General features: G+C 65.7%; 21 protein-coding genes. 6 read left to right on the top strand and 15 right to left on the bottom strand.

The annotated features are described in order from the left end of the window. Positions 1 to 18: 18 nt before the first annotated feature. The 4 genes from ACTPOI_RS01035 (at position 19) to ACTPOI_RS01020 (ending at position 3,067) form a co-directional block, all read left to right on the top strand. Positions 19 to 390: a sirohydrochlorin chelatase gene (locus tag ACTPOI_RS01035; RefSeq protein WP_440105622.1), complete on the top strand. Its 372-nt coding sequence runs from the start codon at positions 19 to 21 to the stop codon at positions 388 to 390. Between the two features lie 74 nt (positions 391 to 464). After that, complete coding sequence (locus tag ACTPOI_RS01030) at positions 465 to 1,406, top strand: CysB family HTH-type transcriptional regulator (protein ID WP_056062356.1); 942 nt, start codon at positions 465 to 467, stop codon at positions 1,404 to 1,406. A gap of 67 nt (positions 1,407 to 1,473) precedes the next feature. After that, positions 1,474 to 2,640 (top strand): pyridoxal phosphate-dependent aminotransferase, encoded by a 1,167-nt coding sequence (locus ACTPOI_RS01025; RefSeq protein ID WP_440105619.1) that lies wholly within the window; start codon positions 1,474 to 1,476, stop codon positions 2,638 to 2,640. A 10-nt stretch (positions 2,641 to 2,650) separates the two neighbouring features. After that, the gene (locus ACTPOI_RS01020) at positions 2,651 to 3,067 is read left to right on the top strand and encodes a hypothetical protein (protein WP_440105617.1); all 417 of its coding nucleotides are present in this window, start codon (positions 2,651 to 2,653) and stop codon (positions 3,065 to 3,067) included. A 168-nt stretch (positions 3,068 to 3,235) separates the two neighbouring features. Here the strand turns inward: ACTPOI_RS01020 and ACTPOI_RS01015 are convergent, their stop codons facing one another. From ACTPOI_RS01015 to ACTPOI_RS00970, 10 genes are all read right to left on the bottom strand, one after another. After that, positions 3,236 to 4,138, bottom strand: a complete 903-nt coding sequence (locus tag ACTPOI_RS01015) for a DMT family transporter (RefSeq protein WP_440105615.1) — start codon at positions 4,136 to 4,138, stop codon at positions 3,236 to 3,238. Between the two features lie 481 nt (positions 4,139 to 4,619). Then, on the bottom strand, positions 4,620 to 6,155 hold the full coding sequence (locus ACTPOI_RS01010; protein ID WP_440105613.1) for a RimK family protein: 1,536 nt from the start codon (positions 6,153 to 6,155) through the stop codon (positions 4,620 to 4,622). A gap of 1 nt (position 6,156) precedes the next feature. Next, entirely contained in the window at positions 6,157 to 7,236 is a 1,080-nt protein-coding gene (locus ACTPOI_RS01005; protein WP_440105611.1) for a peptidase C39 family protein, read from the bottom strand. 245 nt (positions 7,237 to 7,481) lie between these two features. Next, positions 7,482 to 7,820, bottom strand: a complete 339-nt coding sequence (locus ACTPOI_RS01000) for a hypothetical protein (RefSeq protein WP_440105609.1) — start codon at positions 7,818 to 7,820, stop codon at positions 7,482 to 7,484. A 176-nt stretch (positions 7,821 to 7,996) separates the two neighbouring features. Continuing rightward, positions 7,997 to 8,701: a two-component system response regulator KdpE gene (gene kdpE, locus ACTPOI_RS00995; RefSeq protein ID WP_298456784.1), complete on the bottom strand. Its 705-nt coding sequence runs from the start codon at positions 8,699 to 8,701 to the stop codon at positions 7,997 to 7,999. Positions 8,702 to 8,709: 8 nt separating this feature from the next. After that, on the bottom strand, positions 8,710 to 11,481 hold the full coding sequence (locus ACTPOI_RS00990; RefSeq protein WP_440105606.1) for a DUF4118 domain-containing protein: 2,772 nt from the start codon (positions 11,479 to 11,481) through the stop codon (positions 8,710 to 8,712). 41 nt (positions 11,482 to 11,522) lie between these two features. Beyond that, positions 11,523 to 12,095 carry a potassium-transporting ATPase subunit KdpC gene (gene kdpC, locus ACTPOI_RS00985; protein WP_440105604.1) on the bottom strand — a complete coding sequence of 191 codons (573 nt, stop codon included), beginning with the start codon at positions 12,093 to 12,095 and terminating at the stop codon, positions 11,523 to 11,525. A gap of 10 nt (positions 12,096 to 12,105) precedes the next feature. Next, positions 12,106 to 14,205, bottom strand: coding sequence for a potassium-transporting ATPase subunit KdpB (kdpB, locus tag ACTPOI_RS00980; RefSeq protein ID WP_440105602.1), 2,100 nt, complete (start codon positions 14,203 to 14,205; stop codon positions 12,106 to 12,108). A gap of 9 nt (positions 14,206 to 14,214) precedes the next feature. Then, positions 14,215 to 16,020 carry a potassium-transporting ATPase subunit KdpA gene (kdpA, locus tag ACTPOI_RS00975; protein ID WP_440105600.1) on the bottom strand — a complete coding sequence of 602 codons (1,806 nt, stop codon included), beginning with the start codon at positions 16,018 to 16,020 and terminating at the stop codon, positions 14,215 to 14,217. Position 16,021: 1 nt separating this feature from the next. Then, a complete protein-coding gene (locus ACTPOI_RS00970) occupies positions 16,022 to 16,120 on the bottom strand; it encodes a potassium-transporting ATPase subunit F (RefSeq protein ID WP_056414695.1) in 99 nt (32 codons plus the stop codon). 363 nt (positions 16,121 to 16,483) lie between these two features. On the opposite strand from ACTPOI_RS00970, the gene ACTPOI_RS00965 reads away from it, so the two are divergent. Then, positions 16,484 to 17,215: a TorF family putative porin gene (locus tag ACTPOI_RS00965; RefSeq protein WP_440105597.1), complete on the top strand. Its 732-nt coding sequence runs from the start codon at positions 16,484 to 16,486 to the stop codon at positions 17,213 to 17,215. 29 nt (positions 17,216 to 17,244) lie between these two features. Here the strand turns inward: ACTPOI_RS00965 and ACTPOI_RS00960 are convergent, their stop codons facing one another. Continuing rightward, a complete protein-coding gene (locus tag ACTPOI_RS00960) occupies positions 17,245 to 18,198 on the bottom strand; it encodes a helix-turn-helix transcriptional regulator (protein ID WP_440105595.1) in 954 nt (317 codons plus the stop codon). Positions 18,199 to 18,296: 98 nt separating this feature from the next. On the opposite strand from ACTPOI_RS00960, the gene ACTPOI_RS00955 reads away from it, so the two are divergent. Further along, the gene (locus ACTPOI_RS00955; RefSeq protein WP_094291083.1) at positions 18,297 to 18,905 is read left to right on the top strand and encodes a glutathione S-transferase family protein; all 609 of its coding nucleotides are present in this window, start codon (positions 18,297 to 18,299) and stop codon (positions 18,903 to 18,905) included. Between the two features lie 51 nt (positions 18,906 to 18,956). Here ACTPOI_RS00955 and rng read toward each other — a convergent pair whose 3' ends face one another. From rng to rsfS, 4 genes are all read right to left on the bottom strand, one after another. Next, on the bottom strand, positions 18,957 to 20,447 hold the full coding sequence (gene rng / locus ACTPOI_RS00950) for a ribonuclease G (RefSeq protein WP_440105593.1): 1,491 nt from the start codon (positions 20,445 to 20,447) through the stop codon (positions 18,957 to 18,959). Positions 20,448 to 20,471: 24 nt separating this feature from the next. After that, positions 20,472 to 21,086, bottom strand: a complete 615-nt coding sequence (locus ACTPOI_RS00945; RefSeq protein WP_440105591.1) for a Maf family protein — start codon at positions 21,084 to 21,086, stop codon at positions 20,472 to 20,474. Positions 21,087 to 21,185: 99 nt separating this feature from the next. Then, on the bottom strand, positions 21,186 to 21,653 hold the full coding sequence (gene rlmH / locus ACTPOI_RS00940; protein WP_007858784.1) for a 23S rRNA (pseudouridine(1915)-N(3))-methyltransferase RlmH: 468 nt from the start codon (positions 21,651 to 21,653) through the stop codon (positions 21,186 to 21,188). A gap of 66 nt (positions 21,654 to 21,719) precedes the next feature. Then, entirely contained in the window at positions 21,720 to 22,571 is an 852-nt protein-coding gene (gene rsfS / locus ACTPOI_RS00935; RefSeq protein ID WP_440105588.1) for a ribosome silencing factor, read from the bottom strand. Between the last annotated feature and the right edge of the window lie 161 nt (positions 22,572 to 22,732).

Below are 22,732 nucleotides of genomic sequence, written 5' to 3'. Positions count from 1 at the left end.
CACGCCATTTCATGACCCATGCAAAAAGCCATCGTTCTGTTCTCGCACGGCTCCCGCGACCCGCTCTGGCGCGCGCCCATTGAGGCCGTGGCCGCGCGCATCGCAGCGCAGCACCCCTCACGCCCCGTGGCCTGCGCCTACCTGGAGCTGTGTGCCCCCAGCCTGGCAGAGGCCACCCAGCGGCTCGTCACCCAGGGCGCTACCCACATCACCGTGGTGCCCATGTTCCTGGGCACCGGCAAACATGCGCGCGAAGACCTGCCCGTTCTGTTGCAAGAACTGCATGCTGCCCATCCCGGCGTGCAGCTCCACGTCCAGGCCGCCATTGGCGAGGACCCGCGCATGACCGCCCTGATGGCCGACATCGCCTGTGAGGTCCCGCTGGACTGAAAATTCTGCAGCTGCGCCCGGTAGCGCTTAGACGATTGCAGCATAATGATGCAAATCTTTAGGCGATATCAGATATGAACCTGCACCAATTCCGCTTCGTTCAAGAGGCGGCGCGCCGCAACCTCAACCTGACCGAAGCCGCCAAGGCCCTGCACACCTCGCAGCCGGGCGTGTCCAAGGCCATCATCGAGCTGGAAGAAGAACTGGGCGTGGACATCTTTGCCCGCCACGGCAAACGCCTCAAGCGCATCACCGAGCCCGGCCAGCATGTGCTCAAGAGCATCGAAGTCATCATGCGCGAGGTGGGCAATTTGAAGCGCATTGGCGAGCAGTTCAGTGCGCAAGACAGCGGCACCCTCAGCATCGCCACCACCCACACCCAGGCGCGCTATGTGCTGCCGGTTCCCGTGGCACGGCTGCGCGAGGCCTACCCCAAGGTCAACGTGAGTCTGCACCAGGCCACGCCCCACGAAGTGGCGCGCATGATCATCGACGAGGTGGCCGAGATCGGCATGGCCACCGAATCCCTGGCCGACTACCCCGAACTCGTCACCCTGCCCTGCTACGAATGGCAGCACGTGCTGGTCGTGCCCAACGACCACCCGCTGGCACAAAAGGAGCGCATTGGCCTGGACGACCTGGCCCACGAGGCACTGATCACCTACCACCCCTCCTTCACCGGCCGGGGCAAGATTGACCACGCCTTTGCTGCGCGCAAGCTCACGCCCCGCATCGTGCTCGAAGCCATTGACTCCGACGTGATCAAGACCTATGTGCGCCTGGGCCTGGGCATCGGCATCGTGGCCGAAATGGCCATGCGCGACGACCCGGTGGGTGACCTCGCCGTGCGCCCCGTGGGCCACCTGTTCGGCCAGAGCGTGGCTCGGGTCGCCTTCAAGCGCGGCGCCTACCTGCGCAACTTTGTCTACAAGTTTGCCGAGCTGCTCAGCGACCGCCTGAGCCGCGAGCTGATTGCCCGTGCGATGACGGGGCATGTCAACGACTACGAGCTCTGACCTGCGCTCCCCACCAGAAGCCCCCCGACCTCTTCCAGAATCTCCCCGTTTTCCACGCTGCTGCGCCATGACTTCCACCACCGCCCGCACACCCGCCTTCCCCAGCAAGCTGCCCAATGTCGGCACCACCATCTTCACCGTGATGTCGGCGCTGGCCGCAGAACACAAGGCCGTCAACCTGGGCCAGGGCTTCCCCGACTTTGAATGCGCGCCCGAGCTGGTGAACGCCGTCACCGCCGCCATGCAAGCCGGCCACAACCAGTATCCCCCCATGACCGGCGTGCCCGCCCTGCGCGAAGCCGTGGCCCGCAAGATCGAGGCGCTGCACGGCCGCGCCTACAACCCCAACACCGAAATCACCATCACCGCAGGCGCCACGCAGGCCATCATCACCGCGATCCTGGCCATCGTGCACGAGGGCGACGAGGTGATCGTGCTCGACCCCTGCTACGACAGCTATGTGCCCAACATCGAGCTGGCCGGCGGCAAGGCCGTGCGCGTGCCGCTCACGCCCGGCACCTTCCGGCCCGACTTCGCCAAGATCAGCGCGGCCATCACGCCGCGCACCCGCGCCATCATCATCAACAGCCCGCACAACCCCAGCGCCACCATCTGGACGGCTGAGGAGATGCGCCAACTCGAAGACCTGCTCGCCCCCACTGACATCCTGCTCATCAGCGACGAGGTGTACGAGCACATGGTGTTCGATGGCGCCGAGCATGAAAGCGCCGCGCGCTTTCCGGGCCTGGCCGCCCGCGCCTTCATCGTGTCGAGCTTTGGCAAGACCTTCCACGTCACCGGCTGGAAGGTCGGCACCGTGGCGGCCCCCGCAGCACTGACGGCCGAGTTCCGCAAGGTGCACCAGTTCAACGTGTTCACGGTCAACACCCCCGTGCAGCACGGGCTGGCCGCCTACCTGCAAGATCCCACGCCCTACCTGCAGTTGCCCGCGTTCTACCAGGCCAAACGCGACCTGTTCCGCGAAGGGCTGGCAGGCTCACGCTTCAAGCTGCTGCCCAGCACCGGCAGCTACTTCCAGTGTGTGGACATCTCGGCCATCAGCGATTTGAACGAGGCCGATTTCTGCCAATGGCTCACCCGCGAGGTGGGCGTGGCGGCGATTCCGTTGTCGGCGTTTTATGGCGACGGATTTGACCAGCGTGTGGTGCGGTTCTGCTTTGCCAAGAAGGACGAAACGCTACGCGCTGCGCTGGAACGGCTGCGCAAGCTCTGAGGCCATTGCCATGGCTGCACTGACCGGGTCTCTCCGGCCCATCGTCGCGCCCACGCCCGCCAACCAGCTGCTGCCGTTTGAGAAAGCGTTGCTCCACGCTGCCGCTTCCGCGCTGCAACCGGCTGAGGCGGTGTTGCTGGCGAAGCAGGTGGACTGCATCAACCACATTCGCCGCCGATCGGACTGGAAGCGCATCGAATTCCAGAGCAAGCGCTGGTTTCTGGTCCGCTGGCCGGCACAACTTCTCTTCGACCGCACAGAGGCGTTCCGCCTCGCCACCATTGCCTGCCAGTTTGGGGCGAAAGACGCACTGGTGGATGTATGGGCAGAGGGCGGCCATGTGTCTGCGCTGGAATCCGCAGTGGGTCTTAGCGGGCTCTCCATTGCGGGGCCGCTGAACATCCTTGGGGTGCATCCCGCCATCTGATGGGCGCCATGCCGCAAGATGACGCATGAATTTATAGAGAAAATCGGCCTCTGCGCGCGTCCAGCGCGCCAAAGACGCTATAAATAAAATAGCAAATTGATCCGCCGCGGTTCCCACTGCAGCGCAACCCCTGGATGCAGCTGGAGGGCTTCGCTGGCAACGCCGCCCTCACCGCGTCTGCCGCGCCAACCACACTCCCGCAGCCGCCAGCACCATCCCCACCAGCGCCCAACCGGTCAGCGTTTCGCCAAACATGGCCCAGGCAATCAGTGCCGTGGTGGGTGGGGTCAGGTAAAACAGGCTGGCCACATTCACCGCGCCGCCCCGGCGGATGAGCAGGTTCAGCAGGCTCACGGCCCCGAGCGACAACACCAGCACCAGCCAGCCCAGCGCAAACACGAACTCACCGCTCCATGTGATCGCCATGGATTCGGTGGCATTGGCCAGCACCGCCATGGCAATGGCGCACGGCAGGTACTGGATCACCGAGCCCGTGCGCAGGTCGAACGAGGGGCAGAACCGCTTTTGGTACAGCGTTCCCGCCGTGATGCCCAGCAGCGCCACCAGTGCGGGCAGCAGCATGCCCACCAAAGCACCCGCAGGCACGGTCGCCACCTTGCCCGCCACCACCAACGCCACGCCGCTGAACCCCAACCCCAGCCCAACCCACTGCGCAGGCCGCACCTTCTCGCCCAGCAAGGCGCCCGCCACCAGTGCAGTCAACAGCGGCTGCAAGCCCACCACCAGTGCCGTGATGCCCGACGGCAGCCCGTGGCCAATGGCCATGAACACCCCGCCCAGGTACACGCCATGCACCAGCAGGCCCGACACCGCGATGTGCCCCCACGCCCTGCCCGCCGGGGGCCAGGGCGCACGCACCAGCGCCACCACGGCCAGCATGAGCACGGTGACGATGGCAAAGCGCAGCCCCAGGAAGGTCAACGGCTCGATGTACGGCAGGCCCAGCTTGGCACCGATGAAGCCGGTGCTCCAGAGCGCGACAAACAGCAAGGGGACGAGTGAATCCAGCGGATTCGAGGCGGGGGACGGGTGGGGCGGTGCCTGGGTCATGGAGTGTGAAGATGAAGCGTCTGCCTGCGGCGGTCACGCCAGACTTGGGGGGATGTCAAGGCAGCGGGAGTACGGCAGAGGGCCAGCCAATCATCGCACCGTCTGCCCAGCCACTGGGGCCCCGCCCGCGTGCCCTGGTCGTAGACCCATTCACCACCCTGGCATACAGAACTGACCTACCTGCAGCGATGAACCGGCCCGAAGCCCAAGGCAGGCCAGCACCCGCACAGCCTGCGCAGCAAAAAAAGGCGCAGGCGCGGCGCCTGTTGGTGCGTGCAGCGCAGACACAAACCAGAAATACAAGAAAAAATGCCGTCTTCCGCGCATCCACCATGCGTTATAAGCTATTCATTTGATAGCAAAATAATGCACTTCTTCCCCCAGCAGAAAGAGCGGGTGTGAGCAGCCCCACCATCTGCCCACACCCTCCCTTTGCAAACCGGCCGACTTCGGGGGCTGACGCACCAACAGAAAACACGCGCTAGCCCACAGCCACCGCCACACCCAAGGCGGGCTGGTGATCCAGGCCGCCCACCGCCCGGCTGGTGCTGAAGCGCTGCTCCACCTGCCTGAGGAAATGCGTGAGCAGCAAGCGGTACAGGCCATCGCCCAGGGCGGCGTCCTCCACTCCCACATCCAGGCTTGGGTTGTCGTTGATCTCGATCACGTACACCCCGGACGCCGTGGCCTTGAGGTCCACGCCATAAAAACCCTGGCCTACCAGGCGGGCCGAACTGACGGCCGCCGCCAGCACCTGCGGGGGCACCTGGTCGAGCGATATGGCCTGCACCCGGCCTTCGGTGTACTTGCCGTTGGCCGTGTGCTGCAGGATCTGCCAGTGGCCGTCGCACATGAAATACTTCGCCGCGAAGATGGCCTGGCCTGCCAGCACACCGATGCGCCAGTCGAAATCGGTGTACATGAACTCCTGCACAAGGATGATTTCCGACTCCTTGAGCATGTCCCGGGCGATGGCATGCAGTTGTTCAGCGTTCTCCGCCTTTTTCACACTGCGGCTGAACGCGCCGTCCGGCACTTTCACCACCACCGGGTAGGCCAGCCGCTGCTGCATGTCGGCCAGTGTGCGGCGGCTGACCATGTGCGTGAGCGGGGTGGCAATGGCATGCTCGCGCAGCAGTTCTGCCAGAAAGGCCTTGTTGGTGCAGCGCAGGATGGACGCGGGGTCGTCGATGACCGGCATGCCCTCCGCCATGGCCTTCCTTGCAAACTGGAAGGTGTGGTGCGTCACGGCCGTGGTCTCGCGGATGAAGAGTGCATCGAACTGGGTCAGCCGCGCCAGGTCCTTTTTCTCGATCAGCTCCACGGCAATGCCCATCTCCTGCCCCACATCGACCAGCTTGCGCAGGGTCTTGAGGTTGGACGGCGGCAGACGATCGTGCGGGTCGTGCAGCACCGCCAGGTCCATGCGCGGCTGGGGCATCGCGATCAGGGGGCGCCAGCTGCGCCGTGTGTACTGCAGCAAGGCCTGCACAAAGACCTCGTCGCGCGCAGCATCCACATCGCGCAGGTCCAGCGCCTGTATGCCGCCGATCTGCCAGTGGGCCGACTGCTCCTGCCGTTCCAGCGTGACCTCCATCAACGGGCACCGGAACAGCTCGAAGCTTTTGCGCGCCAAGGCCGCCAGTGCCGGGTCTTCCATGATCCCAAAGAAGACGTGCAGCGTCAGCGTGTTCACCGAGCGCGGTATTTCCTTCAGCGGTCCGATGAGCCGGTTCAGCTGCACCAGCGCCGAGGGCTCGATGCGTTTGCGCTGCAGGCTCAGGATGGTGTCCACGCTGGGCGTTACGCGGTCGCCGCGCGCCTCGGCCAGCAGCGAGCAGTAGTAACCCATGCTGAGGTAGCCGTAGCTCCTGCACAGGTTGGTGACCTTGCGCACGCGCCCACGGTGCAGCGGCTGCTCTGCAACGAATTGCTCTGCCGTGATGACCTTGATGTCGGGCTGGCTCCATCGAAAGTCGGCCAGCTTTTCCACCACGATGACATGTTCTGAGGACAATTTATTTCTTTCCTGAAAGGATGACGGCCGCAGTGCGCCCACGGCGCCCATACCTTGCGACTTTCTTGAATTCGCCCCAGCTGACGGACACACCGCCATCCGGATCGCCGGAACGCGCCATGGGGTCCAGCAGGCGAAACACCGCGCCATCAAAGCCTGTGATGACCACCCAGTGCGGCGTCTTTTGCCGGTGCAGGCGCCACAGACTGATGAGCACAATGGGCAGGCGCCCTGCCCGCAGCTGCTCGATCACGCTGTCGGGCGACACGGGCCGCGCATGGATGGGCACCTGGCGCGCCTCCAGCGCCGCCCTGAAGTCGTTCTCCACCAACTGGATCACGTCCTTCTTGCGGGGGTCGCGCACGCTGTCCATGAACAGCGAGGCACCTGCAGTCGCATACACCGACACCTCAAAGCCGTGGGCCAGCGCGGCATGGGCCAACCCAAACGGCCCACACCCGCCGTGGCCTGCGGCCATGAACACCGTGGTGGCCTCGCGCCACAGGCGGATCTCGGCCGCCTGATTCACCGGCATGGCCGGGTCCATGGCGGACATCGCCATCAGCAGGGCGCAGGGGCCGCAGGTGAAATCGAGCGTCTGCGCATAGTGGCGCACCTGGTGCGCCGCACCGGCCTGGGCCAGTGCGCCATCAAACAGATCCTTCTGAAAGCACAGGGCCTGTTCGCCATCCGCGTAGTAGGCGGCTTTGCAGCCGGTGTGCACAAAGCCGTGGCGCGCGAACAGACGGTGCGCGGCCACATTGCCAGCCCTGCTCTCCAGCCGCAGCACCGCGCAGCCTGCATCCCGTGCACCGTGGATCGCCGCCGCCAGCAGCCCGCTGGCCACGCCCGCGCGCTGCATGGCCGGGGCCACCGCAATGGAGTACAGGCGTGCCACAGACGATCCTTCGCGGCGCAATACCACGCAGGCCCCGCCCAATGCCTGCCCCGACCGGACCACCAGCACCTGGGCCGAGGGGCTCAACAACAGGCGCCCCCAGCTTCTGCGCGAAATCCTGTCGCTGGAGAACGCGGCGTTTTCCAGCTGCTCCAGTGCGGGCAGATCTGCAGGGCCTGCCAATGCGACACCCCTCGTAGCCGTTGGTGGTTGCCGCTTCACGGGCGGTCCCCACGGGGCCGCCGCGCCTTGCGGTCAGACAGCTTCAATGCCACCCAACCCACCCCGATCGGAACCACGAGCACCAGAACGGCCAGCAACAACGCGATCCCATCAGCCATGGCGCAGCAGCTCCAGGCCCACGCCACGCAGGGCTCTGCGCACAGAGCCAGCCTCAATGGCTTGACACCTTTGCGCGCGGCAATGGCTCAGTGGCATGAAAGCGCCCCCGCGCAAGCAACGCTGGCCACACAACCCATTTCGAGCTGGGGCAGGCCAGAGGCCAGGCAACGCTTGGCACTCTCCAGGTCGCGCCGGTGGATGTACAAAGTGCCTTTGGCAGTGTGGCGGGGCACGTCGAACGCCAGGCGGTAGCCGCGCAGCTGCCGCCCGAGCACGGCCTGCAGCGTGGCACGCAGGCTTTGCCCACTGGAATACGGCGTGATGAACGGAACCAGCACCAACGCGGTGGGATCGCCATCGCTCTCGCTCAGAGGCAACAGGGATACCCGGTGCAAGCCCATATTGGGGCAACTCTTCATCAGCATGTTTTCACCACTTTGCGCCCCTGGCAGGGGCGCTTGTGGCCGGTGTTGAACATGCTTTCAGTCTAGGAAATCTGGCGTAAATCGTTCGTAAAAACTGCGGAGGCAAACATCAAATCGCCGTCAATGCAGCGGGGCACTTCACGCGCCTGCACAGGTGCGTGGGGCTGCTGCCTGCCCTACACCGCCAGCCGGTATCCCACCCCCGACTCGGTGAGCAGGTGGCGGGGCTGCGCGGGGTCGGCTTCCAGCTTTTGCCGCAGGTGCCCCATGTAGATGCGCAGGTAGTGGCTCTGGTCCGAGCGCATGGGCCCCCACACCTCACGCAGCAGCTGCTTTTGGGTGATGACCCGCCCTGCGTTGGCCACCAGCACCATGAGCATGCGGTACTCGGTGGGCGTCAGGTGCACCTCCGCACCCGCCTTGCGCACCAGGCGCGCGCTGCGGTCCACCTCGACATCGCCGAAATGGAACAGGGGTTCCGCCGCCTCCTGCACCAGCCCGTTGCCGGTGGCGGCGCGGGGCCTGCGCAGGTTGGCCCGCACCCGCGCCAGCAGCTCGCCGGTGCCGAAGGGTTTGGTGAGGTAGTCGTCTGCACCGGCATCGAGTGCGGCAATCTTGTCGGTCTCGTCGGTGCGGGCAGACAACACGATGATGGGCACGGCGGACCAGCCCCGGACATCGCGGATCAGCTCCACCCCATCGCCATCGGGCAGCCCCAGGTCCAGCACCAGCAGGTCGGGGTGGCGGGTGCCCGCCGCAGACAGGCCCTCGCGCAGCGTGCCCGCCTCGTGCACCTGCCAGCCTTCGGCCTCCAGCGCGCTGCGCACAAAGCGCCGGATCTGTGGCTCGTCCTCGATCACCAAAACGGTACGTATCTGCATGGTTGTCTTCAGGGGGCAGAAACGCCCCGCTCCATCTCACTCAAACCGGGGTCGGGCGGCGGCTCGCGCCGCGCCAGGGTCACCGTGAATTCTGCCCCGCCCCCTTCCACGCTGGCGGCAGAAATGGCACCGCCATGGGCTTGCACAACGGCCTTGCAGATCGCCAGCCCCAGGCCCACGCCCGGGGTGGCGGATTCCGCCTGGCCCCGGGTGAATTTTTCAAACAGGGTGTGCTCTTTGCCACGCACCGAGGCAGGCAGGCCCGGGCCATGGTCCCGCACCTTCAGCACCAGCATGGTGTCGGTGGTGGATGCTTTCACCACCACCGGCGCCGCGCCATATTTGGCCGCATTCTCCAGAAGGTTGACCAGCACGCGCTCGATGAGCACAGGGTCAAACTCCACCAGCGGCAGGTCGGCGGGCAGCTCGGTGCGCACGGGCATGTCGCCCAGCGCTGGCCTGGCGGCCCGAATGGCCGAGCCGACCACCTCTTCCACCGATTGCCAGTCCCGCCGCAAGTGGACGCTCTGCCCCGACACATCGCTCTCCAGCCGCGCCATGTCCAGCAGGTTGCTGACCAGCGCATTGAGCTGGTGCGCCTGGTGCACGATGGCCTTGGCCATGGTGCCCGCCTCTTGCGGCGGCGCGGCCTGCAGCGATTCAGCGAGTGTGATCAGCGCCGTGAGGGGGGTGCGCACATCGTGCGACACCGCGCCCAGCAGGGCATTGCGCAGCCGCTCCGACTCCATGTCCACAACGGCCTGCTGCGCGATGTTCACGTAGTGCACACGCTCCAGGGCAATCGCGATCTGCCGCGCCAGGGTGTCCAGCTGCTGCGCCTGCTCCGGGATCAGCAGCCAGCGGGGCTGGGCGGGCTCCAGCGCCAGCACGCCCCGCACGCGCATGGGGGCCTTCAACGGCACGTAGCGCCAGGCCTGCGCGGCCAGGGTGCTGGTCGCCAGCCCGGCGCTCTGGCCCTGGCGCAAGGTCCAGTCCGCCACGCTTTTGTCAAAGCCCGGCGGCAAATCGTCGGGGTACTGAAGGCGGTCTGACGCGTCCAGCGCCACCACCACGGCGCGGCCCCCAAAGTGCCCCTGCACGGCGGCTGCACCGATCTCAATGACCTGGCTGGCCTCCAGCGCCGCCGACAGCTCGCGGGTCAGTTCAAAGAGCGACTGGGCGCGCCGCTCCCGGCTGATCGACACCCCGGCCGCAAACCGCAACCCGGCCGTGAGCTGCCCCACCAGCAGCCCCACGCCCAGCATCACGGCAAAGGTGACGATGTATTGCACGTCGCTCACCGCAAACGACAGGCGCGGCGAGACGAAGAAAAAATCGAATGCCAGCACGTTCAGCAACGCCGCCATGGCCGCAGGCACCCGGCCAAAGCGCATGGCCACCGCAACCACCCCCACCAGGTAGAGCATCACGATGTTGGTCAGCTCCAGCAAGCCATGCAGCGGGGTTGCCAGCACCGTGACGGCAATGCTGGCGCCCAGTGCCCACAAAAAACCTTGCCAGCGATAGCGCCCTGCGCCAGGCTCGCCCACATCCCCGTCATCCTCCAGACCCACATGGCGGTCCCACAGCGCCTGGGGCAGGCGCCGTGAGCTGCCCGCATGCGCGGCCTCGACGATGTCGAGCGAAGGTGCGCGTTCGGCCAACTCGCGCGCAACGCCCTTGGCAGCCAGCAGCTTGCGCCACCCGGCCCGCACGGCGGGGCGCCCCAGCACCAGCGTGGCGCAGTTCAGATGCAGCGCCTGGGCCGCAAGGGCTGGCGCCACGCGGTCACCCGTGAGCACGGCCGTCTCTGCACCCAGCTCCTGCGCCAGTTGCAGCACGGCCAGAATCTTGTCGCGCTGGGCGGCCTCCAGGCGCTGCAGCCGGGGCGTCTCCACATAGGCGGCGTGCCACTTCACATTGAGCTGCCCTGCGAGGCGGGCGGCTGTGCGCACCGTCTGCGCCGCATCTTCATGGGGCCCGACACAGGCCAGGATGCTGCCCGAGGTGTTCCAGGCACTGGCCACGCGGCTGCCGGAAGCACCCGACTGCTCCACCCGCCAGCCCAGCACATCGTCCTCCACATGCTCAGCCGTGCGCCGCAGGGCAATCTCGCGCAGGGCGATCAGGTTGCCCTTGCGGAAGAAACTCTGCGCCGCACGCTCTGCCTGCTGGGGCACATAGACCTTGCCCGAACCCAGACGGGCGATCAGCTCATCGGGCGTGGCATCGACCAGCACCACCTCGTCAGCGTTGTCCAGAACGGTGTCGGGCACCGTTTCGTGCACGCGCACACCGGTGATGGCGCCTACCGTGCCGTTGAGGCTTTCCAGATGCTGGACGTTGAGCGCGGTCCACACATCGATACCAGCAGCCAGCAACTCCTGCACGTCCTGCCAGCGCTTGGCGTGACGGGAGCCCTGCACGTTGGAGTGCGCGAGTTCATCCACCAGCAAGATGGCGGGCTTGCGGGCCAGGGCTGCGTCGAGGTCAAACTCGGAAAGCGTCCGGCCCCGGTACTCCACCTGCTTCATGGGCAGCGACTCCAGTCCCTCCAGCAGCGCAGCGGTTTCCGCGCGACCATGGGTTTCCACCACGCCGATGAGGATGTCGCGCCCGGCGCGCCGCTCGCGCTGCGCGGCGCTGAGCATGGCCCAGGTCTTGCCGACCCCGGCATTGGCACCAAAGTAGATGCGCAGCTTGCCCCGTTGGGTCTGCTCTTCCTGGGCACGCAACTGCGCAATCAAGGCGTCGGGGTCTGGGCGCTGGATGTCAGTCATGCATCAACGAGTATCGGTGCCAAATAAATGCCCCGTGCATGTCAGCGCAGGCCATCCAGTGCCAGGTTCAACGCCAGCACGTTCACCCGGGGCTCACCCAGCAGCCCCCACAGCGGCTGCTCCGCGTGCTTGCCAATCACGGCATTCACGCTGGCCACCGGCAGGCTGCGGGCCCGCGCCACGCGCCCTGCCTGGTACTGCGCCGCAGCCAGGCTGATGTGCGGGTCCAGGCCACTGGCCGAGGCCGTGACCAGGTCCACCGGCACGGGGGCCGTGTTGCCGGGGTCCGCCGCGCGCAGGGCTTCCACGCGCGCCTTCACGGCGTCCTGCAGCGCCGGATTGAGCGGCCCCTGGTTGGAACCGCTGGACGCCGCCGCGTTGTACGGCATGGGCGCCGTGGCCGATGGGCGGCCCCAGAAATGCCCGGGGTCTGAAAAGTTCTGACCAATCAGCGACGAACCGACGGTCTGGCCGTTGCGCTGCACCAGGCTGCCCGCTGCCTGCTGGGGGAACACCGCCTGGGCGGCGCCCGTCACCACCAGCGGATAGAGCAGCCCGGTCAGCACGCTCAACAAGGCAAACAGCACCAGCGCGGGGCGAAGAATGTTTTTCATCAGAATCTCCTCAGATCAGCCCGACGGCCACAAGTATCCAGTCAATCAGCTTGATGCCAACAAATGGCACCAGCAGCCCACCCAGCCCATAGATGGCCAGGTTGCGCCGCAGCAGCGCCGCCGCACCCACCGGGCGGTAGCGCACGCCGCGCAAGGCCAGGGGAATCAGGAACACGATCACCAGCGCATTGAAGATCACGGCCGACAGGATGGCGGATGACGGGCTGGCCAGCTGCATGACGTTGAGCGCGGACAGCTGCGGGTAGGTGGACACGAAGATGGCCGGTACGATGGCGAAATACTTCGCCACATCGTTCGCGATGGAGAAGGTGGTGAGCGAGCCGCGCGTCATCAACAGCGCCTTGCCCGTCTCCACCACCTCCAGCAACTTGGTGGGGTTGGAATCCAGGTCCACCATGTTGCCCGCCTCCTTGGCGGCCTGCGTGCCACTGCCCATGGCCACGGCCACGTCGGCTTGGGCCAGTGCGGGGGCGTCGTTGGTGCCGTCGCCGGTCATGGCCACCAGGCGGCCTTCGGCCTGGTATTTGCGGATCAGCTCCAGCTTGTCTTCGGGTGTGGCTTCGGCCAGGAAGTCGTCCACACCCGCCTCGGCCGCGATAGCCGCTGCCGTGAGCTTGTTGTCGCCGGTGATCATCACGGTCTTGATGCCCATGCGGCGCAGCTCGATGAAGCGCTCCTTGATGCCCGCCTTGACGATGTCCTTGAGTTCGACGATGCCCAGCACATGGTTGCCATCGGCCACCGCCAGGGGTGTGCTGCCCCGCAGGGCCACCTGGTCGGCCGCGCTCATCACATCCTGCGGCATCTTGCCGCCCAGGGCTTCCACATGTTTGGCCAGTGCCATCACCGCCCCCTTGCGCAGCATGGTGCCCGCAGATTCCGGCTGCCCCTCGCCCGCAGGCAGGTCCACGCCGCTCATGCGGGTCTGCGCCGTAAAGGGCACCAGCTTGACGCTCTGCGGGTTCTGGCCTTCCACGCCCTCGCGGCGGGCCAGCTCCACGATGCTGCGGCCTTCCGGCGTTTCGTCCGCCAGCGACGCCAGCAGCGCGGCGCGTGCAAGCCGAGCCCTGGACACACCCGGCGCTGGCAGAAACGCGCTGGCCTGGCGGTTGCCGTGGGTGATAGTGCCGGTCTTGTCCAGCAGCAGCACGTCCACATCGCCTGCGGCCTCCACAGCCCGGCCCGAGGTGGCGATCACATTGGCCTGCATCATGCGGCTCATGCCCGCCACCCCCACGGCGGACAGCAGACCGCCAATGGTGGTGGGAATCAAGCACACCAGCAGGGCCACCAGCGCGGTCAGCGAGACCACCGTGCCCGCACCCGAGGCCTGCACGCTGAAGATCGAAAACGGCAGCAGGGTCACGGTAACGACCAGGAACACGATGGTCAACGCCACCAGCAAAATGGTCAGCGCGATCTCGTTGGGCGTTTTCTGGCGCTTGGCGGCTTCCACCATGCCGATCATCCGGTCGAGGAACGACTCGCCGGGGTTCACCGCCACGCGCACCACCAGCCAGTCGGACAACACCCGGGTGCCCCCGGTGACGGCAGAAAAATCGCCGCCGGATTCGCGCACCACGGGGGCCGATTCGCCGGTGATGGCGCTCTCATCCACCGAGGCCACACCCTCGATCACCTCGCCATCCAGCGGGATCACATCACCCGCCTCCACCAGCACCACGTCGCCGCGGCGCAGGTTGGTGGCCAGCTCGGGCAAGAATGCTGCGCCGTGCACCGGCTCCTTGAGCTTCTTGGCCCAGGTCTCCTTGCGCAGCCCGCGCAACGACGCGGCCTGCGCCTTGCTGCGGCCTTCTGCCAGCGCTTCGGCAAAATTGGCAAACAGCACGGTGAACCACAGCCAGACCGTGATGGCCAGCACAAACGCCGGGCGCATGCTCGCATCCTCAGGCGCATTGAGTGCATGCAGCCACAGCAGCGTGGTGAAGATGCTGCCGATGTACACGATGAACATCACCGGGTTGCGCCACTGCACAAAAGGGCTCAGCTTGGCCAGTGCGCCCCAGAGCGCGGTCTTGATCAACGCTGCATCCAGCAGCGAAACGGAAGAAGATTTTTTCTTGGTCATTGCCATACCTCACTGAACCCGGAGCATCAGGTGCTCCACCATCGGACCCAGGGCCAGGGAGGGCACATAGTTGAGAAGACCCACCAGAAGCACGGTGCCGATCAGCAGCGTGACAAACAGCGGCCCGTGTGTGGGCATGGTGCCCGCCGTGACAGGCAAGCGCTTCTTGGCTGCCAGTGAACCCGCAATGGCCAGCACCGGCACGATCACGCCAAAACGGCCCAGCCACATCGCCAGCCCCAGCAACACGTTGTAGAACGGCGTGTTGGCCGACAGGCCCGCAAAGGCGCTGCCGTTGTTGTTGGCGGCAGAGGTCAGTGCATACAGAATTTCCGAGAACCCGTGCGCGCCCGGGTTGGCGATGCCCGCCCTGCCCGCATCCGTGGCCACGGCAATCGCCGTGCCCACCAGCACCAGAATGGGCGTGACCAGGATGGCCGCCGAGGTGAGCTTCATCTCACGCACCTCGATCTTCTTGCCCAGGTACTCCGGTGTGCGGCCAATCATGAGGCCCGCCATGAAGACGGCGAGGATGGCAAACACCAGCATGCCGTAGAGGCCCGTGCCCACGCCACCAAACACCACCTCACCCAGCTGCATCAGCACCAGCGGCACCATGCCGCCCAAAGGCGTATAGGAGTCGTGCATGGAGTTCACAGCACCACAAGAGGCGGCAGTGGTCACGGCAGCGAACAGTGCCGACGCATTGATGCCGAACCGCACCTCCTTGCCTTCCATGTTGCCGCCTGCTTGCAAGGCGCTGGCGGTTTGCTCCACGCCCAGGCCCACCCATTGCGGATTGCCGACTTTCTCGGCGGAAACCACGGCAATCACGGCCACCACAAACATCACCGTCATGGCCGCCAGGATCGCAAAGCCCTGGCGCTGGTCACCCACCACACGGCCAAACGCAAAACACAGTGCAGCGGGAATCAGAAAAATCGCCAGCATCTGCACGAAGTTGGTCAGGGCCGTCGGGTTCTCATAGGGATGGGCGGAGTTGGCATTGAAAAAACCACCGCCGTTGGTGCCCAGCATCTTGATGGCTTCCTGCGATGCCACCGGGCCCATGGCCAGGGTCTGGGTGTTGCTCGTCTTGGCTTCCATCACCGGCGCGCCATCACTGCCCAACACCGGCTGGCCCGATGCGTCGAGCTTGGGCACTTCATAGGCCGTTTTCTCCAGCGTCGCCACATCCTTGTAGGCGTCAAAGTTCTGGATCACCCCTTGCCCGACCAGCACCATGGAAATCACCAACGCAATGGGCACCAGCACCCATGCCGTGATGCGCGTGACATCGGCCCAGAAGTTGCCGACAAAGCCCTGGCCGTCGGTGCTGCGCGCCGCAAAGCCGCGCGCCAGTGCAAACGCAACAGCGATGCCGGTGGCCGCCGAGAAGAAGTTCTGCACCGACAGGCCCAGCATCTGCGTGAGGTAGCTCATGGTGGACTCGCCCCCATAGCCCTGCCAGTTGGTGTTGGAGACAAAGCTGATGGCGGTGTTGAACGAAGAATCGCCCGACACGGCGGCCATGCCCTGCGGATTGAGCGGCAGCAGGTGCTGCAAACGCTGCAGGCCATACACCGCAAAAGCGCCGATGGCATTGAAAGCCAGCAGCGCCAGCGCATAGCTGCGCCAGTGCATCATCTGGTCCGGCGCGACCCCGGCCAGCTTGTACAACGGTTTTTCGGCGGCATGCATCCACCTTGGCAGGCGGCCTTCACAGACTGCGGCCAGCCATTTGCCAAGCGGCCACGCCAGCACGCCCAGCACGATCAAAAAGAGCCCCAACAGGCTCCATGCAGAGGTATCCATCTCAGAACTCCTCCGCGCAGATCAGCGCAAACACCAGGTAGGCCAGCAAGACCAGGGCCACGATGGCGCCAAAACCGTAAAGCATTTCCATGCCGATCATGAACGCGCCCCTTTGGCTGGGCCATATTTGCCCAGCAAAACCACGGCCTCAGCCATGACCACCCACAACGCCGCCAGTGCGGCCACCCATATCACGTCCATCGACAACTCCTGCATCAGAACAGGTGTTTGATTCTGAGAAGGTGGGCGTAAAAAGTGTGCACAGACTGTGGGGGGCGCCGTAAAAACGGCGTAAAAACGCGGGCCCGGCGAGGGCGACGTAGGGGGGATGCGCTACACAAGCCACCATGCCCGGCGGCTGCAGACTTGCGCAACTTTGACGCGAAGGGGCGCAATTTTTGCGAACTTTATACGCGGGCTTTTCTACGCTTGCGCTCTTGTTCTTTTTTCAAACATTGCTGCCATGAACGGTTCTTCTTTCAAAGTATTCGCCACCGCCCTGCTGGCCGCACTGCCCCTGCTGGCCAGTGCCCAGCTCACCGGCAACGTCAGCCTGACCACCAACTACAAGTTCCGTGGCCAGGACCAGGACGCCACCAAAGCCAAGGCTGTCAAGCCCGCCCTGCAAGGCGGCTTTGACTACGCCTTCGGCGAGTCCGGCTGGTACGTGGGCAACTGGAACTCCAGCGTGGACTGGCAGACCAACAACTCGCTCGAATCCGACCTGTACGGTGGCTACAAGTTCAAGGCCGCAGGCGCTGACTTCGATGTGGGCGCCCTGACCTACATCTACCCCAGCAACAGCAATGGCAACACCACCGAGCTGTATGGCGCGGCCACCCTGGGCCCCTTCACTGCCAAGTACTCGCACACCATCTCCAAGGACTACTTCGGTTTTGCCGGTGCCAAGTCCGGCTCGGGCCTGAAGGGCCGCAACACGGGCTACCTGAACTTCGCGTTTGCCCAGGAAGTGGCGCCCAGCGTCACGGTGAAGGCCTCGGTGGGCTTCACGCGTTTTGCCAGCGACATCAAGGACCTGGGTGTGCCCAACTACATGGATTACAGCCTGGGCGGCGCGTATGACTTCGGCGGTGGCCTGTCCCTGGGCGCGGCCGTGGTCGGCGCCAACAAGAAGGCCTTCTTCGGCCACGTGAACAAGTCGCGCGTGATCGTCACGCTGACCAAAACCCTGTAGCCCCTTCGCCAAGGGTCAGCAACGGGCTTTTACAGCGCACACCGCAGCGCCCGCTCCCCCGCCACGCGCAGCCGCTCTTTCAGTGCGGCAGGTGCCAGCACCTCGAACTCCACATCAAGGGCCATCAGCCAGTACACCAGCGAATCGTTGGCTGCGCATTCCAGCTGGCAGCGCCGCCCCTGGTCCAGGGTGCTTACCACCCCGGCAGACGGCGGTATGCGGCGCGACATGACGGCGTAGGGCGCGTGCAGCACCACGCGCGCCTGCTCGGCATGGTGCGGCGCAGAGATGGAGCGCGACACGTAGCCCTTCAGATCACCCCCGTCGGGCGAGGCCCGGGGCGCGAAATGTGCGCCCACCTGCGGGTCGCCCACGATGCGGTCGATGCGGAAGGTGCGCCAGTCGTTGCGCACTCTGTCCCACGCCACCAGGTACCAGCGCTGGCCGGTGTGCACCACGCCCTGTGGCTCGACCGAGCGCTGCGCACTGCGGCCCTGGCTGTCCTGGTACTGGAATTCGGTGCGCAACTGGTCACGGCAGGCCAACGCAAGTGTGGCCAGCACCGAAGCCTCTACCACCGGCCCCGTGTGTGTGAGCGGCAGGATGGCGGCGCGCAGCGCGTCCACACGTTTGCGCAGTCGCGCGGGCATGGCCTGCTCCAGCTTGACGAGCGCGCGCAGTGCGGGCTCTTCAATGCCTCCCACCGCCCCCGCAGTGGCCGTGCGCAGCGCAATCGATACCGCCAGGGCTTCCTCGTCATCCAACAGCAGCGGCGGCAGGGCCTGCCCGGCGCGAAACGCATAGCCCCCCGCCACGCCACTGCTGGCCTGCACCGGGTAGCCCAGTTGGCGCAGGCGGTCGATGTCGCGCCGCAGTGTGCGGGGGTGCACTTCCAGGCGCTCGGCCAGCTCCGGGCCCATCCAGTGGGCACGCGTCTGCAACAGCGAAAGCAGGCGCAACAGGCGGGTCGATGAACTGAGCATGTGGGCACTGTACTTTTTATTGAGGACCGAAATTGTCCGCAATGGTTTTTACAGTGGCAACACCTTTTCTTTCTTCAACCAACATCGAGGAGTTCTCCATGTCCATCGTCCTTTACTGGCACCCCATGTCCAGCGCCACCCCCATCGCCTGCGCCCTCGCCGAACTGGGCGTGCCACATGAGCGCGTGAAGATCGACATCCGCACCGGCGAGCAGCGCCGCCCCGAGTACCTGGCCCTGAACCCCAACGGCAAGGTGCCCACGATGACCGTGGACGGTGCCCCCATGTTCGAGGCCCTGGCCATCCACCTGTGGCTGGGCCACCGCTTTGGCGTGGAGCGTGGGCTGTGGCCCGCTGCGGGCACGCCCGAGGCGCTGCAAGCGCTGTCGTGGTGCGCCTGGGCGTATGTGACCTATGGTGCGGTGCTGGTGCGCCTGCAGGTGGCCACGCAGGGGGACGAAACCCTGCGCAGCCCGGTGCACGCTGACGCCGCGATGCGCGGGTTGAATGAGCTGCTAACGGTGCTGGATGCGCGGCTCGCGCAGCAACCCTGGATGCTGGGCGCCAACTATTCGCTGGTGGACCTGGTCGTGGGCTCGGTGCTGGGCTACAGCGTGTACCTGGGCGCACCGGTGAAGGCGCACCGCCATGTCCAGGCCTGGCTGGAACGCGTGCAGGCGCGCCCGGCCATGCAGATCGAGGCCTGATTGCGGATCGAAGGCTGACGCTGGCGGCAGCCGCCAGGCCCGCCGAAGTAACTACAGCAGCACGATGTCGTACTGTTCCTGCCCCATCGCGCTTTCGGCCTGCAGCGAGATGGGCTTCTTGATGAAGTCGGAGAGCCCCGCCAGATGCTGGCTTTCTTCGTCCAGAAACAGCTCCACCACCCGGGCCGAGGCCACCACGCGAAACTCGCGCGGGTTGAACTGGCGGGCTTCGCGCAGGATCTCGCGCAGGATGTCGTAGCACACGCTGCGCGCGGTTTTCACGCTGCCCTTGCCCTGACAGACCTCGCAGGGTTCGCACAGCATGTGAGCCAGGGACTCGCGGGTGCGCTTGCGTGTCATCTCGACCAGGCCCAGTTGCGAGAAGGTGCCGGACGACATGGTCTTGACCCGGTCGCGCGCAAGCTGCTTCTTGAACTCCGACAGCACCGCCTGCTGGTGGTCTTCGCGCACCATGTCGATGAAGTCCACGATGATGATGCCGCCCAGGTTGCGCAGGCGCAGCTGGCGGGCAATGGCCTGCGCGGCCTCCAGGTTGGTCTTGAAGATGGTGTCGTCAAAATTGCGCGCCCCCACGTAGCCGCCGGTGTTCACGTCGATGGTGGTGAGCGCCTCGGTCTGGTCCACGATGAGATAGCCGCCCGATTTCAGCTCCACCCGGCGGCCCAGCGCCTTGGCCACTTCCTCGTCGATGGAGTACAGGTCAAAAATGGGCCGCTCGCCCTTGTAGTGCTGCAGCTTGCCTGCGGCTGCGGGCATGAACTCCTGCCCAAAGGCACGCAGGCGCTGGAACTGCTCCATCGAATCGAGCCGAATGGTCTGCGTGTGGTCGCCCACCAGATCACGCAGCACACGCTGCAGCAAATCAAGATCCTGGTGCAGCAGCGACATGGCGGGCAGCTTGAGCGATGCCTCCTTGATGCGCGCCCAGGTCTTGCGCAAGTAGGCGATGTCTTCGGCCAGTTCCTCGTCAGTGGAATCTTCGCCATTGGTGCGCAGGATGAAACCGCCGCCCCCGCCCGTGGATTTGTCGCCCACCAGCGCCTGCAGGCGCGCGCGCAGGGCATCGCGCTCGGCAGGAGGGATCTTCTGCGACACGCCCACATGGTCGTCCTGCGGCAAGAACACCAGCAGGCGGCCTGCAATGCTGATCTGTGTGGACAGGCGCGCGCCCTTGGTGCCGATAGGGTCCTTGATGACCTGCACCATGAGCGCCTGGCCTTCGAACACCTGCTTTTCGATGGGCACCTGGGGTTCGGTCTTGCGGGCGAACGCGGGCGGCTCGCCATCGGGCTGGCGTTGCCACACGTCGGCCACATGCAAGAAGGCCGCGCGCTCCAGCCCAATGTCGATGAAGGCCGACTGCATGCCCGGCAGCACGCGCGAGACCTTGCCCAGGTAGACGTTGCCCACCAGGCCCCGCTCCAGCGTGCGCTCGATGTGCAGCTCCTGCACGGCGCCGTGCTCCACCACGGCCACGCGCGTCTCCTGCGGCGACCAATTGATCAGGATGTCTTGTTGCATGACTGGGTAAGCCTGTTGTTTTGCTTATAGAGGGAAGCCCGCCGCGCGCAACAGTTGCGCTGTCTCGTACATGGGCAGGCCCATGATGCCCGAATAGCTGCCCGCCAGGTGTTCCACATACGCCGCAGCCCGGCCCTGGATGCCATAGGCACCGGCCTTGCCCAGCGGCTCGCCCGTAGCCACATAGGCTTCGATCTGCGCGGGTGTCATGGCGGCGAAGGTCACGCGCGACACTGACAGCGCAGCCAGCCGCTTGCCGCCCACCTGCAGCGCCACGGCGGTGAGCACGCGGTGCTCGTGCCCCGCCAGCTCGGCCAGCATGCGCGCGGCATGCTCTGCATCGTCGGGTTTGCCGTAGATGGTGCGGCCCAGGGCCACGGTGGTGTCGGAGCAGAGGATGGGGGCGTCTGGCAGGCCACGGCGGGCGCGCCGGGCCACGGCGGCATCCAGCTTGAGGCCGGTGACGCGTTCCACGTAGGCCGTGGGCGCCTCGCCGGACAACACCACTTCGATGGCCTCGGTGTCCTCGGCTTCGTCGCCGTCCACATTGGGCAGCAGCAGTTCGTGGCGCACGCCCAGCTGTTCGAGCAACTGGCGTCGGCGGGGGCTTTGGGAGGCGAGGTAGATAAAGTCAGGCATGAACAGATTTTGAATAAAAATCGGCCTCAGCGCCTGACCATCAAGCGCTAGCAGCTATCAAAACAATAGTAAATTGAGTCAGCAGCACGGGTAACCGCTTTATTCCCGGTGGTAGGGGTGCCCGGCGTTCACCGACCAGGCCCGGTACAGCTGCTCGATGAGCAGCACGCGCACCATGGCATGCGGCAGGGTCAGGTCGGACAGGCGAATGCGTTCATGCGCGGCCTGGCGAAAAGCCGGGTCCAGCCCGTCGGGGCCGCCGATGACCAGCGCCACATCATCGCCCCCCAGCTGCCAGCCCTTGAGGCGTTCGGCCAGGGCCTTGGTGGTGAGGTTGGTGCCGCGCTCGTCCAGCGCCACCACGCGCGTGCCGCGCGGGATCGCGGCTTCGATGCGCTCACGCTCGGCGGCATAGAGCGTCTCCAGCGTCTTGGAACCGCGTGGCTCGGTCTTGACGGCCTTGAGCTCGACCTTGAGTTCGGGCGGAAAACGTTTGGCGTAGTCGTCGTAGGCCGTTTGTGCCCAGTCGGGCACCCGCTGCCCGACCGCCACGATAAGCAGCTTCATGGATCAACCTGGATGCGTGGGGGTGGTTTCCGCAGCGCACCCAGCCGGGCGCCCTGCGGCCGCAGATCAACCCTTGCGGGCCGGGGCCTTCTTGGCGGCGGGCTTGCTGGCAGCTGCCTTGGGTGCCGAAGCAGAAGCTGGCTTGGCTGCGGCGCGTGCGGGGGCCTTGGCTGCAGGTGACGACTTCTTGGCCACAGGCTTCTTGGCGCCGCCGGGCTTGACCACCACCGTCTTGACAGGCGTCTTGGCGGCGGCGGGCTTCTTGGCGGCCACTGCACCGGTGGTCTTGGCTGCTGTCTTGGCAGGTGTCGCCTTGGCCGCCGTTTTTGCGGCGGGCTTGGGTGCTGCCTTGACGGGCGTCTTGGCGGCTGTCTTCGCAGCGGTCTTGGCGACGGCCTTCACCGTGGCCTTGCCCGAGCGGGCGGCTACCGCAGGGGCCGCTGCCTTCTTGGCAGGGGCTTTGGCGCCCGACTTGGCGGCCTTCTGGGCCGACTTCTTCTCGGCCAGCTCGGTAGCGGCGCTCGACTGGGGCTTGGCAGCGCCCAGCTTCAGGCGCACGGGGGTGTCGCCCCACAGCTCTTCCAGGCGGTAGTACTGGCGGATGGCGGGCTGCATGATGTGCGCCACGGCCGAGCCGCAGTCCACGATGATCCACTCGCCGTTGTCCTCGCCCTCAATGCGGGGTTTGGAGAACCCGGCTTCCTTGACCGCATCACGCACGCTGGCGGCCAGGGCCTTGGTCTGGCGGTTGGAGGTGCCCGATGCCACGATCACCCGTTCAAACAGCGGCGAGAGATGCTCGGTGTTGAAAACCTGGATGTCTTGCGCCTTGACGTCTTCCAGGCCATCCACGATGGCGCGCTGGAGTTTGGTGACGTCTTTTTTGGCGGCGGTTTCCGATTTGGTGGAGGTGGTCATCAGGCGGTGATTAGAGAGGGAATGGATCAATATAGCGCGCAACACGGCGTGCAACCAATAGGGCTGCGCCTCGGGTGCTGCGTGTTGTTGCGCCGGTGTTGCAACCTGGCGCAGCGTTGGTTTGGGGTGTTTTAGGGCTCCTGCGCCTGTGTAAAAAGCGC

The sequence above is a fragment of the Acidovorax sp. BL-A-41-H1 genome (assembly GCF_051942715.1).
The sequence above is the reverse complement of the archived record's forward strand: the minus strand, read 5'-3'. Positions and strand labels throughout refer to the sequence as shown.

What these genes read in the sequence shown, in the direction of transcription:
- rsfS (WP_440105588.1), bottom strand. Translation starts at nt 22,571, where the DNA reads ATGACCACCTCCACCAAATCGGAAACCGCCGCCAAAAAAGACGTCACC.
- kdpC (WP_440105604.1), bottom strand. Translation starts at nt 12,095, where the DNA reads ATGAAAAACATTCTTCGCCCCGCGCTGGTGCTGTTTGCCTTGTTGAGC.
- ACTPOI_RS00960 (WP_440105595.1), bottom strand. Translation starts at nt 18,198, where the DNA reads ATGCTCAGTTCATCGACCCGCCTGTTGCGCCTGCTTTCGCTGTTGCAG.
- ACTPOI_RS01030 (WP_056062356.1), top strand. Translation starts at nt 465, where the DNA reads ATGAACCTGCACCAATTCCGCTTCGTTCAAGAGGCGGCGCGCCGCAAC.
- ACTPOI_RS01020 (WP_440105617.1), top strand. Translation starts at nt 2,651, where the DNA reads ATGGCTGCACTGACCGGGTCTCTCCGGCCCATCGTCGCGCCCACGCCC.
- ACTPOI_RS01015 (WP_440105615.1), bottom strand. Translation starts at nt 4,138, where the DNA reads ATGACCCAGGCACCGCCCCACCCGTCCCCCGCCTCGAATCCGCTGGAT.
- kdpE (WP_298456784.1), bottom strand. Translation starts at nt 8,701, where the DNA reads ATGCAGATACGTACCGTTTTGGTGATCGAGGACGAGCCACAGATCCGG.
- rng (WP_440105593.1), bottom strand. Translation starts at nt 20,447, where the DNA reads ATGCAACAAGACATCCTGATCAATTGGTCGCCGCAGGAGACGCGCGTG.
- ACTPOI_RS00970 (WP_056414695.1), bottom strand. Translation starts at nt 16,120, where the DNA reads ATGATCGGCATGGAAATGCTTTACGGTTTTGGCGCCATCGTGGCCCTG.
- ACTPOI_RS01025 (WP_440105619.1), top strand. Translation starts at nt 1,474, where the DNA reads ATGACTTCCACCACCGCCCGCACACCCGCCTTCCCCAGCAAGCTGCCC.
- kdpA (WP_440105600.1), bottom strand. Translation starts at nt 16,020, where the DNA reads ATGGATACCTCTGCATGGAGCCTGTTGGGGCTCTTTTTGATCGTGCTG.
- ACTPOI_RS00990 (WP_440105606.1), bottom strand. Translation starts at nt 11,481, where the DNA reads ATGACTGACATCCAGCGCCCAGACCCCGACGCCTTGATTGCGCAGTTG.
- kdpB (WP_440105602.1), bottom strand. Translation starts at nt 14,205, where the DNA reads ATGACCAAGAAAAAATCTTCTTCCGTTTCGCTGCTGGATGCAGCGTTG.
- ACTPOI_RS00955 (WP_094291083.1), top strand. Translation starts at nt 18,297, where the DNA reads ATGTCCATCGTCCTTTACTGGCACCCCATGTCCAGCGCCACCCCCATC.
- ACTPOI_RS00965 (WP_440105597.1), top strand. Translation starts at nt 16,484, where the DNA reads ATGAACGGTTCTTCTTTCAAAGTATTCGCCACCGCCCTGCTGGCCGCA.
- ACTPOI_RS01000 (WP_440105609.1), bottom strand. Translation starts at nt 7,820, where the DNA reads ATGCTGATGAAGAGTTGCCCCAATATGGGCTTGCACCGGGTATCCCTG.
- rlmH (WP_007858784.1), bottom strand. Translation starts at nt 21,653, where the DNA reads ATGAAGCTGCTTATCGTGGCGGTCGGGCAGCGGGTGCCCGACTGGGCA.
- ACTPOI_RS00945 (WP_440105591.1), bottom strand. Translation starts at nt 21,086, where the DNA reads ATGCCTGACTTTATCTACCTCGCCTCCCAAAGCCCCCGCCGACGCCAG.
- ACTPOI_RS01035 (WP_440105622.1), top strand. Translation starts at nt 19, where the DNA reads ATGCAAAAAGCCATCGTTCTGTTCTCGCACGGCTCCCGCGACCCGCTC.